The organism is Selenomonas sp. oral taxon 138 str. F0429, from assembly GCF_000318175.2.
Classification (GTDB): Bacteria; Bacillota; Negativicutes; order Selenomonadales; family Selenomonadaceae; genus Centipeda; species Centipeda timonae.
Genome location: NZ_KB290931.1, coordinates 1 through 13,591, shown reverse-complemented (window position 1 = coordinate 13,591; position 13,591 = coordinate 1). Strand labels below are relative to the sequence as shown.

Annotated in this window: 13 protein-coding genes and 1 pseudogene; 6 read left to right on the top strand and 8 right to left on the bottom strand. The window is 57.1% G+C overall.

The features are described from left to right. The 5 genes and pseudogenes from HMPREF9163_RS12360 to tnpA all read left to right on the top strand — a co-directional run. Positions 1 to 376, top strand: a pseudogene (locus HMPREF9163_RS12360) (cell division protein FtsQ/DivIB); the annotation flags it as partial. Next, the gene (locus HMPREF9163_RS03855; RefSeq protein WP_009440349.1) at positions 377 to 1,078 is read left to right on the top strand and encodes a DUF881 domain-containing protein; all 702 of its coding nucleotides are present in this window, start codon (positions 377 to 379) and stop codon (positions 1,076 to 1,078) included. Beyond that, positions 1,075 to 1,425 carry a small basic family protein gene (locus HMPREF9163_RS03850; RefSeq protein ID WP_009440348.1) on the top strand — a complete coding sequence of 117 codons (351 nt, stop codon included), beginning with the start codon at positions 1,075 to 1,077 and terminating at the stop codon, positions 1,423 to 1,425. Before HMPREF9163_RS03855 ends, HMPREF9163_RS03850 begins: the two co-directional genes overlap by 4 nt. Positions 1,426 to 1,531: 106 nt before the next feature. Further along, a complete protein-coding gene (ftsZ, locus tag HMPREF9163_RS03845) occupies positions 1,532 to 2,785 on the top strand; it encodes a cell division protein FtsZ (RefSeq protein WP_009440347.1) in 1,254 nt (417 codons plus the stop codon). Between the two features lie 326 nt (positions 2,786 to 3,111). Then, positions 3,112 to 3,585 carry an IS200/IS605 family transposase gene (gene tnpA / locus HMPREF9163_RS03840; protein WP_037345965.1) on the top strand — a complete coding sequence of 158 codons (474 nt, stop codon included), beginning with the start codon at positions 3,112 to 3,114 and terminating at the stop codon, positions 3,583 to 3,585. Positions 3,586 to 3,815: 230 nt separating this feature from the next. Here the strand turns inward: tnpA and HMPREF9163_RS03835 are convergent, their stop codons facing one another. The 6 genes from HMPREF9163_RS03835 to HMPREF9163_RS03810 all read right to left on the bottom strand — a co-directional run bounded on the left by HMPREF9163_RS03835 (position 3,816) and on the right by HMPREF9163_RS03810 (position 10,499). Then, positions 3,816 to 4,574: a hypothetical protein gene (locus HMPREF9163_RS03835; RefSeq protein ID WP_009440344.1), complete on the bottom strand. Its 759-nt coding sequence runs from the start codon at positions 4,572 to 4,574 to the stop codon at positions 3,816 to 3,818. A 99-nt stretch (positions 4,575 to 4,673) separates the two neighbouring features. Beyond that, positions 4,674 to 5,033, bottom strand: a complete 360-nt coding sequence (gene aroH, locus HMPREF9163_RS03830; RefSeq protein WP_009440343.1) for a chorismate mutase — start codon at positions 5,031 to 5,033, stop codon at positions 4,674 to 4,676. Positions 5,034 to 5,036: 3 nt separating this feature from the next. Next, complete coding sequence (locus tag HMPREF9163_RS03825; protein ID WP_009440342.1) at positions 5,037 to 6,632, bottom strand: AarF/ABC1/UbiB kinase family protein; 1,596 nt, start codon at positions 6,630 to 6,632, stop codon at positions 5,037 to 5,039. Between the two features lie 168 nt (positions 6,633 to 6,800). After that, positions 6,801 to 8,426 carry an ABC-F family ATP-binding cassette domain-containing protein gene (locus HMPREF9163_RS03820; RefSeq protein WP_009440341.1) on the bottom strand — a complete coding sequence of 542 codons (1,626 nt, stop codon included), beginning with the start codon at positions 8,424 to 8,426 and terminating at the stop codon, positions 6,801 to 6,803. 18 nt (positions 8,427 to 8,444) lie between these two features. Further along, entirely contained in the window at positions 8,445 to 9,203 is a 759-nt protein-coding gene (locus tag HMPREF9163_RS03815) for a glucosaminidase domain-containing protein (RefSeq protein WP_009440340.1), read from the bottom strand. A gap of 42 nt (positions 9,204 to 9,245) precedes the next feature. Beyond that, a complete protein-coding gene (locus tag HMPREF9163_RS03810) occupies positions 9,246 to 10,499 on the bottom strand; it encodes a hypothetical protein (protein WP_009440339.1) in 1,254 nt (417 codons plus the stop codon). Between the two features lie 71 nt (positions 10,500 to 10,570). Between HMPREF9163_RS03810 and HMPREF9163_RS12680 the strand changes: the two genes are divergently transcribed. Next, complete coding sequence (locus HMPREF9163_RS12680; protein ID WP_037345962.1) at positions 10,571 to 11,164, top strand: methyl-accepting chemotaxis protein; 594 nt, start codon at positions 10,571 to 10,573, stop codon at positions 11,162 to 11,164. Here the strand turns inward: HMPREF9163_RS12680 and HMPREF9163_RS03800 are convergent. Both HMPREF9163_RS03800 and HMPREF9163_RS03795 read right to left on the bottom strand, forming a co-directional pair. Beyond that, positions 11,141 to 11,938 carry a PhzF family phenazine biosynthesis protein gene (locus HMPREF9163_RS03800; RefSeq protein ID WP_009440337.1) on the bottom strand — a complete coding sequence of 266 codons (798 nt, stop codon included), beginning with the start codon at positions 11,936 to 11,938 and terminating at the stop codon, positions 11,141 to 11,143. The genes HMPREF9163_RS12680 and HMPREF9163_RS03800 overlap by 24 nt on opposite strands. A gap of 151 nt (positions 11,939 to 12,089) precedes the next feature. Then, positions 12,090 to 13,469, bottom strand: coding sequence for an amino acid permease (locus HMPREF9163_RS03795; protein WP_009440336.1), 1,380 nt, complete (start codon positions 13,467 to 13,469; stop codon positions 12,090 to 12,092). Positions 13,470 to 13,591 lie beyond the last annotated feature (122 nt).

The window sequence follows — 13,591 nt, the reverse complement described above, 5'->3', positions numbered from 1 at the left end:
GATCGCGAGCTACCGCACGCTCAAGGGGGCGGACATCCCCATCATCACGGGGGTGAAGCTGCGCGACCTCTACATCGGGGATGACAATTCCGATGCGCGGGTTGCAAAGGTGATTACATTCCTTGGCAAAATTGACCCGGCGGATATCGGAGAGATTTCCGAGGTCAATATCACCGTGCCGTCCGCCGTCGTCGCTTATACGAAGAGCGCCCTGCCCATCCGTCTCGGAGACCTCGAGCGTATCCCGGAGAAGGCGGGGCTGACACAGGACTTTTTACAGGATCAGAAGACCACGCGTCATACGATCGAGTACGTCGATTTCAGCTATGATGCACCGTTTATCAAACTCGCAGACAAAGTGACAGAGGGGAAGTAAATGAAACAATTCCGGCAGGGCGGGTGGCTGATTGCCCTCGTCTGTGTCCTGATCGGCTTTATGATTGCCGTGCAGTTCCGTACGGCACAGGACGGAAAGGGAAGTCTTTCGCAGCAGCGCATCGAGGAGATCTCGGATCGCCTGCTACAGACCGAGCACGAGCGTGACGAGCTCGGTGAGGAGCTGCGCAAGATGCAGGCAGCCGCCTCCGAGGCGGGGAATGAGCAGGATCGGGAGATGCTGCGCTACCGTGCGGCACTCGTGCCCCTTGAGGGCGAGGGCGTCATCGTCCGCATGGACGACAGCGCAAAGCCTGTGAAGGCGGGCGAGAATCCGAATCTCTACGTCATCCACGACGACGACCTCCTGCGCGTCATCAACGAGCTGCGCGCGGCGGGCGCGGAGGCGATCTCCGTCAATGGACAGCGCCTCACGGGCATCTCGGAGATACGTTGTGCGGGGCCGACGCTCTCGGTGAACAACGTGCGCTCCTCCGCGCCGTTTGAGATCCGCGCCATCGGTGACAAGAAGTCGCTCGAGAACTCGCTGCGCATGCGCGGCGGCGTCGTCGAGACGCTGAGCGTCTGGGGGATTCAGCTCGCCATTACGGTGAGCGATGATGTCTACATCCCGCCCTATCGCGGGAGCATACGCCAGAGCTATGCACGTGAGACCACGGAGCGCGAGGAGGGAAATAAATGATCTACATCGTCCTAGTCAGCCTCGCCATCGGTCTCCTCATCGGCTACATGAGCCCGATCGTCATCCCGCTCGCGTATTCGAAGCTCTTCTCCGTCGCGCTTGTCGCTGCACTCGATGCCGCATTCGGCGGACTTCGGGCGGCAGTTGCGGAGCGCTTCGACAAGCACGTATTTGTCACGGGATTTTTCTCGAATACGCTGCTTGCGGCGGCGCTCGTCTTCATCGGCGACCGCCTCGGCATCGACCTCTACTACGTCGCGCTGCTTGCGTTCGGCTTCCGTATCTTCAAGAACCTCGCCATCCTGCGCCGCTATCTGCTGAAGGACTATCGGGACGGCGTTCAGTAAAACGGAGCTAAAAATTTTCCTCTGCTATGGAAATATATTGATTTTCATGGTAGAATAGGCGAGACGACTACTATTTATTGATCGAAGAGCATCATACAGACACGATATGGAGGCTGAAGCTGTGTTCGAAATGGATGATAACTTTGAAGAACTCGCAAAGATCATCGTTGTCGGTGTAGGCGGCGGCGGCGGTAATGCTGTGAATAATATGATCGACTCCGGTCTGCAGGGCGTCGAATTCGTTGCGATCAATACGGATGCACAGGCACTCCTGCAGTCCAAGGCGGCGGTGCGCATCCAGATCGGCGAGAAGCGTACGCGCGGACTCGGCGCGGGCGCGCGTCCCGAGATCGGAGAGGCTGCTGCAACTGAGAGCCGTGAGAAGATCGTGGAGGCGCTGCGCGGCGCCGACATGGTATTCATTACCGCGGGCATGGGCGGCGGCACGGGTACAGGCGCAGCGCCTGTGGTCGCAGAATGCGCGCGTGAGCTCGGCGCCCTGACGGTTGCCGTTGTTACGCGGCCCTTCTCCTATGAGGGGATGACGCGCGCGCGCAATGCGGACTCCGGTATCACGAATCTGCAGCAGCATGTCGACACCATCATCACAATTCCGAACGATCGTCTCATGAAGATCATCGACAAGAGCACGCCCGTCACCGAGGCGTTCAGCAAGGTGGACAATGTTCTCTGGCAGGGTGTCAAGGGCATCACCGACCTCATCACAAATCAGGGCGTTGTCAACCTCGACTTCGCGGACGTTCAGACCACAATGGCGAACGGCGGCGCAGCAATCATGGGCATCGGCGAGGCACGCGGTGAGGGTGCCTCGGTTGCGGCGGCAAAGGCGGCGATCGAGTCGCCGCTGCTCGAGACGAGTATCGAGGGCGCAACCTCCGTCATCATGAATTTCACGGGCTCCAAGACGCTCAGCATGTTCGAGGTCAACGAGGCATCCGAGTGGCTGAACAGCGTCATCATGAATGCGTCGAACGGGCGTCAGGCGAACATCATCTGGGGCATTGGTGTGGACGAGAACCTTGAGGACAGCGTGCGTGTCACCGTCGTTGCGACGGGCTTCGGAATGACAGAGGGCGGCACTGCAGCAGCCGCCGAGACCGCAACGGGTCTGACAGAGGACTGGATCTCCATGCCGGGCATGGGCAGTGCATCTGTGCCGAAGGCGGCACCTGCACAACCTGCTGCACCGCAGGCACAGGCACGTCCTGCAGCGGCAATCGTTCCCCCGAACACGGGCAATGCGGCAAACAATCGCCGTATGAATGTCGTCGAGCCGAACGCAGGCTCCGGCGGTACGGACATCATCGACATCCCAGCATGGATGCGTCGTCCGCGCTGATTTTAACTTCAATAAGCGATAAGGGGCTGTTGCACGAAGGTAAATTTATCTTTGTGCAACAGTCCATCTTTTCGTATAGGGGCAGATCGGCGAAACAACGGTGATGAAAACTTGCACTTCTACAGAAATAGGGCACACGAATAAGGACGATTGCAATGCTCGCCCTTATTCGTGTGCCCTTATTGGTCGCCGAATAGGCATGATAAATCCCCCAGTTCAACTGGGGGTAGAGAAAAAATTCTTATAGAAAAGGGATGCGTCTCCTATGCTAAACTAGAAGTGGCCTGACAACCACAAATGAAGAATAGCATAGGAGGCGCTTGTCAATGAATGACGTAAAAAGTTTATCACACAGTAAATGGAGATGTAAATATCATATCGTGTTCGCCCCGAAATATCGACGGCAAGTAATCTACAACCAAATTAAGGTCGACATCGGAAAGATCCTACGAGATTTTTGTGAACGCAAAGGTGTAGAAATCTTGGAGGCAGAGTGTTGCCCAGACCATATCCATATGCTGGTAACCATACCGCCGCATATGAGTGTCTCTGGGTTTATGGGCTACTTGAAAAGTAAAAGTAGCTTGATGGTGTTTGACCGACACGCGAACCTGAAGTACAAATACGGGAATCGACATTTTTGGTGTCGCGGATATTATGTCGATACGGTTGGGAAATATGAAAATGCAATCAAGAATTATATCAAGAATCAGTTACAGGAGGATATGATGGCAGATCAACTAAGCCTAAAGGAGTTTGTTGACCCGTTTACGGGTAGCAGGAGTGAAAAAGGCAAATAAAAATGCCCTCGAGTAGGGGGCTGCCCGTGATAATAGTATGGTTGTCAGAACCATTCGATGCACCTTTTAAGGTGCTACCACAAGCATTTGGCCCTTATAGGGCCTGTTCAAACCACCGGTTCAACTGGTGGTTTTGATTCACGAAATTGAGGCTGCTGCACGTTCGTTTCGTGCAACAGCCCCTTTTTTAATGGCTGCCAACGAATCATTTGGAAGGAATGAACTGACTTTTAGAGGGGGCGCTTGTGCGCTTCCCGCTCTGCATCATGGAGACATCTCTCAAAGAAATGTGCCAGATTCTTTTCCAGTACGGCGACATCCTTTTCGTTCGATGAGGAGCCGGGATTGTCAGATAGGGTGGCTGCCCAGTCGTTTCGACCTTCCAACTTGAAGGATAGGAGAAAGACCGCCTTGGTCATGTCATGCTCTGCGGGCGGCAGATAATAGAATGTGATCTTGCGCCCGTATAGGTTGGAGAGGATTACTCCGTTTCCTTCCGGTTTATACATATCGTAGAGTTCCTTGCAGACCGCGACCATATCCGCACCCGATGCCCCGTTACTAACGAAGATAAAATCCCCCTCGTCAAAGAGCGAAAGCTCCATATTTCCTTGACGGCGTTTTACCTTCGATCGGATCAGAGCCGCAGACTCTTCCGCTGTGGCGGTGCGAAAGCCGTATTGTGCCGTCATGGCGCAGATCTGCGGGTTCAGATGGGCGGCATAGGCCTCAGCGTAGGCAAAGGCTGCGTTCGTATCCCGCTGGGCACATGGGAGCGGGAGCGTCGGCCTGCGGACGACGGCATTGCAGGAAAAGGAGAAATCATTCGCCTCGTCGTACAGGACGTATGTATTGCGCTGGAACGGTTTTTCTTTTTCAACTTGAGTTGTCACGGGGACAATATGAGGTTTGCAGACGGCGAAATCCGATGTCACGATGTCGATCACATCGTCGACTGTATATGGCGCGCTGCCCTCTGTTGTCAGCATGGAGGAACATCCGGAGAGGATTAAAGTCCCTAGAACGGCAAATGCGGCGCAGAGGCGGGATATATTTTCCATGATGATTCTCTCTACAGAACGCTGACTTTATCCTTCGAGATCAGGCCGCAGTTCCGCCGCCGCACGCAGGTAGACGTGGTGGATCTCGCTCTGCGGCACATCTGTATTGACGAGCAGGAGGACGCGGATGCAGCGCGGGAGGCTGTCCTCGATCGCGCATTGGCGTGCGTCGAAGAGGGGAACGAGATCGAAGCCTGCAATGCGCCGCACACCCGCCGTGGGAAATGCCGCCGTCAGATCCTCGGTCACGCTGAAGATTGCCGCGCCGATGTCGTCGGCTGAGATGGCATTCGTGCGCAGAAGTTCAGTGATGAGTTCCTGCGCCGCCTGCCAGATTTCTTCCTTTTCATTGCGCCCGACCGTAATGGCGCCGCGTATACCGCGCATACTCTACACCCCCTTGTGAATGTTCCAGATGAGTCGGATGCTCAGGATGAACGCGATGAGATAGCCGAGAATGCCAAGGATGGGAATGCCGCCGACCTGTGGCTGCATATCCGTTGTGCAGATGGTGCTCGAGGCAATGAGGAGCGCGGCGCACAGAAGGGCGATGATGAGCTTGTTGATCATCTTGTCGAGGCGTTGGACGGGCTCCTCCGAGCCTGTGAGGTCGATGTTCAACTTTGCCTGTCCGCTCATCGTCATCTTGAGCAGGTCGGCGAGCTGCTCGGGGATCTGGACGGACTTGCGTAGGAGCATGATGCCCTCCTGCCGCGCCTTTGTCAGACCCTCGCGCCACGTCATGCCTTGCACGATGCCGAGCGAAAGGCTGCGTGCAAAGATCTCGAGGAAGCTGACCTCGGGTGCACAGCGGCGCATCACGATCTCCACGGTCATGACGCCGCGCGCAAACATGGCGAGTCCGCTCGGACAGCCGATGTGGTGCATGCGCAGGATGCCGAGGATCTGATTCGTCAGCACGCCCATATGCACATCGGTGAAATCGAGGGAGCCGTACTGCTCCATCATGACGTCGATGTCCTGGTAGAGCTGCGCGTGATTGATGCGTCCACGCACAATGCCGAGCGCAAGGACGGCGGATTTCATCTCAAAGGTGTCGTGGGTCGCGAGCGCGAGAATTGCACGGCGCAGAGCCGTGCGATCGCGGTTGCTGAGGCGTCCCATCATGCCGAGGTCGAGCCAGACAATCGTGCCGTTTCGGACGCGGATGTTGCCTGGGTGCGGGTCGCCGTGAAAGAAGCCGTCCTCGATGATCTGCTTTGCGTAGTTCTCGCCGAGGCGGCGGCCGATCTGCGTGACGTTGACGCCCGCCGCGTGGAGCGCGTCGGTCTGGTCGAGGGGGATGCCGTCGATGTACTCCATGACGAGGATGTGCTGGGTGGAGAGGTCGCGCAGAACGCGCGGGCAGGAGATGAAGGGATTCTCGCGGTTCAGATGAGAGAACTCCTCGATATGTCCCGCCTCAATGAGGAAATCCATCTCCTGTTTTGCGATATTCCACATCTCGTCCATGAGCGTGCGAAAGTCGACGACATCATCGCGGCTGACGAGGCGGATGATGGTCGCGGCGCGCTTCATGAGCGTGAGATCCATGCGCATGATCTCGTGGATGCCGGGGCGCTGTACCTTGATGACGACCTGTTCGCCCGAGGTCAGCTGCGCGCGGTGCGCCTGCGCGATGCTCGCGGAGCCGAGCGGTGTGCTGTCGATCGTGCGGAATACCTTGTTCCACTCGCGCTTGTACTCCTGCTCCACGATGGAGAGGATCACAGGGAAGGGGAGGGGGCGTGCGCCCGTCTGCAGCTTCATTAGCTCGTCGCAGTACTCTGTCGGCAGAAAGTCGGGACGCATGCTCATGATCTGCCCGAACTTCACAAAGGTGGGTCCCAGATCCTCGAAGATGGCGCGCAGCTTGGCCGGTGTCAGACCGTGTACGATGTCGTGGCGGCGCAGCACCGTGACCATCTCGCGCAGACGCAGCGCGGCGTTCTTGTTCTCCGTGCCCTGCAAGAGCGTACCTAGCATCCTCTCACCTCCTGCATGAAAGCATGAACCGACATGCTCCACGCGAACGCTTAGTTACGCAAGTGATCGCGTGCTTATTCGCCTAAATACCTGCGGACTTCTTAAACGCGCTTCGCTTGAACGAAAGAAATCCGCTAGGGTTCGCTTAGGAGCAATGTCGCTTCCTTTTTACTCTGCAGCTTTGTACTTCTCCGCAAGCTGCTGTTTTACGGTCTCGTTGCTGAGGAATTCATCGTAGGTCGAGATGCGGTCGACGACGCCGACAGGTGTGATCTCGATGATGCGGTTCGCGACGGTCTGCGTGAACTCGTGGTCGCGCGAGGCGAAGAGAATCGTGCCGCCGAACGACATGAGGCCGTTGTTCAGCGCTGTGATGGACTCGAGGTCGAGATGGTCGGTCGGCTCGTCGAAGATGAGGACGTTCGCGCCCGAGAGCATCATGCGCGAGAGCATACAGCGGACGCGCTCGCCGCCCGAGAGCACCTCGGCGCGCTTCTGGCTCTCTTCGCCCGAGAAGAGCATGCGGCCGAGGAAGCCGCGTACAAAGGTCTCGTCGGGATCCTTCGAATACTGGCGCAGCCAGTCGACGAGGTTCAGCTTGACATCGTCGAAATAGGCGCTGTTGTCCGAGGGAAGATAGGTCTGCGTCGTCGTGACACCCCATTTGAACGTGCCCTCGTCCGCCTCCTCCTCGCCCATGAGGATCTTGAACAGCATCGTCTTTGCCGCGCCGTTTGGCCCGACAAAGGCAACCTTGTCACCCTTTTTCAGCGTGAAGCTGACATTCTTAAAGAGCTGGCGACCGTCAACCTCCTTTGAGAGTCCCTCAACAGTGAGGAGCTGATCGCCCGCCTCGCGGTCGGGGGTAAAGGCGATGTACGGATAGCGGCGTGTCGACGGCTTGATGTCGTCGAGTGTGATGCGCTCGAGGAGTTTCTTGCGCGAGGTCGCCTGACGGGACTTCGATGCATTTGCCGAGAAGCGCTGAATGAAGGTCTGCAGCTCCTTGATCTTCTCCTCTTTCTTCTTGTTTGCGTCCTTTGCCATCTGCAGTGCGAGCTGGCTGGACTGGTACCAGAAGTCGTAGTTGCCGGCAAAGAGCGAGATCTTGCCGAAGTCCACATCGCAGATGTAGGTGCAGACCTGATTGAGGAAGTGACGGTCATGCGAGACGACGATGACCGTGTTCGGGAAGTCTGTGAGGAAGTTCTCGAGCCAGTTGATCGAGGAGACGTCGAGATGGTTCGTCGGCTCGTCGAGGAGCAGGATGTCAGGCGAGCCAAAGAGCGCCTGTGCGAGCAGGACGCGCACCTTCTCCGAGGGGGAGATTTCGTTCATCTTGAGCGTATGTTTTGCATCGGGCACACCAAGTCCGTTGAGTAGCTGCGCCGCCTCGGTCTCTGCATTCCATCCGTCGAGCTCTGCGAACTCCGCCTCGAGCTCGGAGGCGCGCATGCCGTCCTCGTCCGAGAAGTCCGGCTTTTCGTAGAGCGCATCCTTCTCGTCCATGATCTCCACGAGGCGCGGATGCCCCATGATGACCGTGCGCAGCACCTCCACCTCGTCGTAGGCATAGTGATCCTGCTGCAGGACGGCGAGGCGCTCCCCCGACGTGATTTCCACAATGCCACCCGTCGGCTCAATGTCGCCCGAGAGGAGCTTGAGGAAGGTGGACTTGCCCGCGCCGTTTGCGCCGATGATGCCGTAGCAGTTGCCGGGGGTGAATTTCAGGTTCACGTCCTTATAGAGGACGCGCTTGCCGAACTGCAGGCTCAGATTGTTGACGGTAATCATTCTGTCGGTTCTCCTTCCCTACTTGCGCAGGATTGCGCGGAACATCGAGAGGATACTCTGTCCGTATGAATCGCCGGGCACTGCCCAGCGGCCGTTGAGATCCTGCCAATGCCCGAGTGTGTTCGTGCCATAGACGTTTCGGACGAGGTCGTATCTGGGGTCAACCACAGGCTGTATGGGCTCTCGTGTCGACGCATAGGCGAGAAGATGCTGGATATGTGCGCGCACGCCGAGCTGGGAGGTGGCAAAGTATGCACCCTTGACGGTTGCACTCGTTGTGCCGAGCCCACAGTAGTTGTTCTGATCGGGCGTCACCGTGCCGCCGTAGCGGAAGAAGCCGGTCTCCTTGAGCGCCTGTGCAAAGGCGACATCAGGGCGGATGCCCTCACGCGCGCCCTCTTCGTAGTAGTAGGAGACGAGTTCGCGCGGCGTGACCGAGATCGCGGGGGTCGGATTCACGCTGAGGAGATAGTCCACGCACTGCTCTTGACTTGCGAGCGGCGTGCCGATGATGGCAGTGTCATATTCTGAGAGCGTTTTGGGGACGCTGAACAGTGGCTCTGGCTTCTCCTGCATTGCATCCGCTTCTTTGATGAGGGAGTCAATGCGTGCGCGAAAATCCTGCTTTTCCCCCGCCTGTGGTTCGCGCTCCGTACGAATCTTCGTATTGGTATTTGGATCGTGTACGCGGCGCGCCTCGCCGGATGCCAACGTCAGAATGAAAAGCCCCGTAAGGGCTGCGGCAAGAGAGCCGCGCAGAAGAGTAACCTTTCGCAAGTGATGAACCTCCCAATTTATTTTTGAGGAACGGGATCCTCTCTATATCAGCCATTTGAACAGGGGAAACAGGGCGAAGAGCGCTGTCAGCCCCCACGTTCTGCGCGGGATCGGATCTCCGTGCGCCGCCGTGAGCAGCGTCCACGTGATGAGTCCAAGTGTCAGCCCCGTAGCTATGTCATATGCTGTGAGCAGAAACACGGCGAGGACAGCGCCCTCGCGCAGGGTGATCTCCTCCGTGCTGCGCAGCATGTGAATACCGCGTGCAAGGAGCAGCAGCCCCGTTACGGAAAGCGCGATGGCAGGGACGGCGGGGAAATCCGCAAGTGCCTGCATGAGCGGCGCGCAGGGAAGAATGAGGAGCAGCAGGAGCGCAGCAGCGAGTGCTGTATGCGGTATGCCCGCCTTGCGGCATTCCTCGGAATCCGCAGGCAGTATGAGTGAGATCGGTGCAATCGTCATGGGAAATGCGCCGAGCAGTGACGCACCGCCGCTTGCTGTAAAGAGGCGTGAGAGCGGCTGCGCAGCTTCCTCATGCGTCCGCACCGTCAGCACTGCCATTGCCTCGATCATGAGTGCGAGGAGCAGTGTCAGTCCGAGCGCAACGGAAGCAACTGGCTCCGTCGGGAGCGTCAGCGCAAATGCCGAAGACAGCTCCGGTGCAAAAAACGGCGCAGCGGGGATCTCCCAAAAGCCCTCTGCCCATGTGAGCACGCCGATCAGCAGCATGCCGACCGTCAGCGCCGTACGCAAACCCCGTGCAGAGAGCAGGAGCACGAGCAGAATGCCCATGAGCGTGAAATAGGTGAGCGGATCGCTGAGCGTTCCGCCCATCGTGAGCGCCCACGGCGACGGCAGGAGAATGCGTGCATAGAGCGCCGCTGTCACGAGCATTACGAGTCCAAGTCCTATGACAAGACCCGTGCGGATGATCGGGGGCACGGCGCGCATGAGTGCCGCAGCGTACTTCGTGCGCGTGAACACTGCGCCGATGATGGCAACGACTGCGGCAATGCCGAGCAGCTCCTGCCATGCAAGCGCCTTCGCAATGATCTCCTCATAGACGAGCCATGATATGATGGTGGGCGAGGGAAGTGCGATCAGCGTCCGCCCGCCGTATGAGGCTGCGCATGTTCCAACGACTGAGGCAAGGATGCTGACCGTATATGCCGCCGCGAAGGGCAGACCCGCGCGCGTGAGCAGCGATGCCGTCAGAACGATCGTCAGCACGGCGACGGAGACGAGTACGAATGCAGAAGAGAGTGCTGTGAGCGCATTGTTTTTTCCAAATGTCATAGCACCCTCCCGCAGCGCACCAAAACATTTTTATTTTATCACAAAGAAGGAAATTTCTCAAATAGTAATGATTGCACCGCTGTCGAAAAGACACAACTTTCAATATCTTCTATTTGTCCACGCGCATCATCCGTCCGCTCGTGCGGCTGAAGGATCACATGATGGTTATGGCGAACGGCGATCTGACCGAGAAAAACAGCGTTGCAAGTGATTTATCGGAGATCGGACAGCTTGTCGCAGCGATCGCGCAGACGCGCAGCAACCTTAGTCATCTGCTCGGCGCAGTGAAGCAGGAGGCAGGCGCGATCGAAAATGTTGTGCACAGTGTAGACGGAAACGTTGGCGAACTCAACTCCTCGACGCAGGATGTCTCCTCGACCACGCAGGAACTTGCGGGGCGCATGGAGGAGATCAACCTGCTCGCGGACTCGATCAAGCAGATTACGGATCAGACGAATCTGCTCGCGCTCAATGCAGCCATCGAGGCGGCGCGTGCCGGCGAGGCAGGGAAGGGATTCAGCGTCGTTGCCGAGGAGATCCGGCGCCTTGCAGAGCAGTCGAATGAGGCGATCAACAAGATACAGGAGACCACGGGCGTCATCGTCTCGTCCGTAGAGGAGCTGTCGCTTTTCTATGTGCTCTCAACGGGGAGCATCATGCACTGAAAGCTGCAGTTCGGAGATCGCATAGAGCGCAGCCTTGCCGGCGATGCGCACGCGGTCGCCCAGCACACGGCAGTATAACGTGCCGCCGCGCGCTGAGCATTGATATACCTCCAGTTCACTCCGATGCAGTCTGCCAGCCCAGAAGGGCACCGTATGACAGTTGCCGGAGCCGCATACGGGATCTTCGGCGATGCCGAGCTTTGGGGCATAGCTGCGCAGAACGTAGTCTGCATCCTTGCCCTGTGCCGTTGTATGCAGGATGAGACCGGGCAGATGGAGTGTCTTTTCAGCGTCGGGAACGAAGGCGCGCACATCGTCTTCCGCAGGGAGCAGGCAGAGCAGATCACGCCCCATCCATGCCTCCAAGGGACGGATGCCGAGCGTTTTCTCCATTTCGTCCGTCACCGGAACCTCATGCAGGTCGTATGCGGGAAAATCCATTTCATACAAATCGCCGTGCCGCTGCACCGTCAGATCGCCGCTCAGGGTATCGAATACAATCTGCGGCACATGCTGCTTATAGTAATTCAGTAGGACATATGCCGTCGCAAGCGTTGCATGCCCGCAGAGATCGATCTCCGTACTTGGCGTAAACCAGCGCAGACGATAGCGTGCACCCTCTTTTACGGTGAATGCCGTTTCGGAGAGATTGTTTTCTGCCGCAATTTTGATCATCAGATCATCGCTTGGCCATTCCTGCAGGATGCAGACGGCGGCAGGATTTCCGTGAAAAATGCTGTCGGTAAAGGCATCCACAATGTATTGCTTCAACATACTTTGAGCTCCTCTCTATAGCATCCATATAGTATCATTCTAGTGAATGCCGTGTGTCCATGCAATGTGTTTTTCGCTGTACGGCATCCGCGTCAAAAGAAAAGCAGCCCGTCTCGGTCGACGAGCTGCTTTTCTTTTTATCAGTTAGGAGCTACTTCTTTTCCCAGCAGCGATGTGAAGGTGCGTAGCTGTTGTAGAAGAAGTAACCGAGAATCATGAGCACGATGAAGGTGATATTCGTCTCAAGGGAGAGTGCCCAGATCAGATAGAGGCAGACGAGCATACCAATCGGTGCAAGTACGTAGAGCAGGGGGAAGGTGAATGTGCGCGGCAGGTCGGGGGAATGACGGCGGAGTGCAATCAGACCGACGAAGACGATGAAGAATGCCGCGAGAACGCCTGTATTTGCAAGCTCAACGATGTAGAGCATCGGGACACAGCCTGCAATGAATGCGATGAGCACGGAGCCGACGAGTGTGATGAAGTAGGGCGTGCCGTATTTCGGATGGATATTCGCCATCGACTTGGGCAAGAAGCCGTCACGCGACATTGCGAAGAAGACGCGCGCCTGACCGAAGATGTAAACGATGAGCGTTGTAATCATACCGAAGAGGATACCGACCGTAACGAGGTTTGCCAGCCCCGTGTAGCCGATGAGGCGGAGGCAGTATGCAACTGGGTCTGCACGATCAAGATCCGTGTAGTTGATCGTGCCTGTAAGAACGAATGCCACGACTGCATAGATGCAGAGGCAGACGAAGACCGATGCGATGATGCCGATTGGGAGGCTCTTCTCCGGTGTCTTGCACTCCTCGGCGGAGGTCGCCACTGTATCAAATCCCATGAACGAGAAGAACACGACCGCCGCGCCCGTCATGATGCCAGCAGCACCGAAGGGCAAGAACGGATCCATATTCTTCGAGAGATCCATATGGGGCGAGGTGACGACAACGAATGCGACAATCGCGCACAGTGTGAGCGAGATGAGAATCGTGTTGAGACGTGAGCTCTCCTTCGTGCCGTGCGCGAGGATGAAGCCAATCACAAGGGTGATGACGACAGCGGGGAGGTTTATGATACCGCCCTCGGGTGCTGTTGTGAGCCATGCCTTCGGTATCTCCATCCCTAGGGACGCCATCATACCTGAGAAGTACGCGGAGAAACCGACGGCGACCGCACTCGCGGTGACGATGTATCCGATGATGAGCGACCAGCCGCAGAGGAACGCCATGCCCTCACCGAGGGAGGCGAAGGTATAGGCATATGCACTGCCCGCAGCGGGGATGAGAGATGCGAGCTCGGCGTAAGCAAGTCCCACGAGCATACAGAGGAGACCTGCGGCAACGAAGGATAATACAATACCAGGGCCTGCGTAACGCGCGGCACCGATACCGGTCAGAACGAACACGCCCGAGCCGATGATGCCGCCGATGCCAAGGAAGGTAAGATCAACGGTGCTCAGCGTGCGGTGCATGCCGCTGCTTTCTCGCTGTGCACTGAAGTCCTCCAGTGTCTTCTTCTTGAAAAACATACAAAAACCTCCAAGCCTTTCTTTTCAGGTTTTCTAAGAGAAAGGGGCTGTTTCACGGCGCATATGAAAGCATATGGGAGTGAAGCAGCCCCTCAGCAGTCAGAGTGGAGAATTACTTCAGG

Bases quoted from the DNA above. Each gene is read 5' to 3' on its own strand.
- HMPREF9163_RS03795 (WP_009440336.1), bottom strand. From the start codon at position 13,469: ATGTTTTTCAAGAAGAAGACACTGGAGGACTTCAGTGCACAGCGAGAA.
- HMPREF9163_RS03850 (WP_009440348.1), top strand. From the start codon at position 1,075: ATGATCTACATCGTCCTAGTCAGCCTCGCCATCGGTCTCCTCATCGGC.
- aroH (WP_009440343.1), bottom strand. From the start codon at position 5,033: ATGCGCGGTATACGCGGCGCCATTACGGTCGGGCGCAATGAAAAGGAA.
- HMPREF9163_RS03810 (WP_009440339.1), bottom strand. From the start codon at position 10,499: ATGACATTTGGAAAAAACAATGCGCTCACAGCACTCTCTTCTGCATTC.
- HMPREF9163_RS03825 (WP_009440342.1), bottom strand. From the start codon at position 6,632: ATGCTAGGTACGCTCTTGCAGGGCACGGAGAACAAGAACGCCGCGCTG.
- tnpA (WP_037345965.1), top strand. From the start codon at position 3,112: ATGAATGACGTAAAAAGTTTATCACACAGTAAATGGAGATGTAAATAT.
- HMPREF9163_RS03855 (WP_009440349.1), top strand. From the start codon at position 377: ATGAAACAATTCCGGCAGGGCGGGTGGCTGATTGCCCTCGTCTGTGTC.
- ftsZ (WP_009440347.1), top strand. From the start codon at position 1,532: ATGGAGGCTGAAGCTGTGTTCGAAATGGATGATAACTTTGAAGAACTC.
- HMPREF9163_RS03800 (WP_009440337.1), bottom strand. From the start codon at position 11,938: ATGTTGAAGCAATACATTGTGGATGCCTTTACCGACAGCATTTTTCAC.
- HMPREF9163_RS03820 (WP_009440341.1), bottom strand. From the start codon at position 8,426: ATGATTACCGTCAACAATCTGAGCCTGCAGTTCGGCAAGCGCGTCCTC.
- HMPREF9163_RS03835 (WP_009440344.1), bottom strand. From the start codon at position 4,574: ATGCTGACAACAGAGGGCAGCGCGCCATATACAGTCGACGATGTGATC.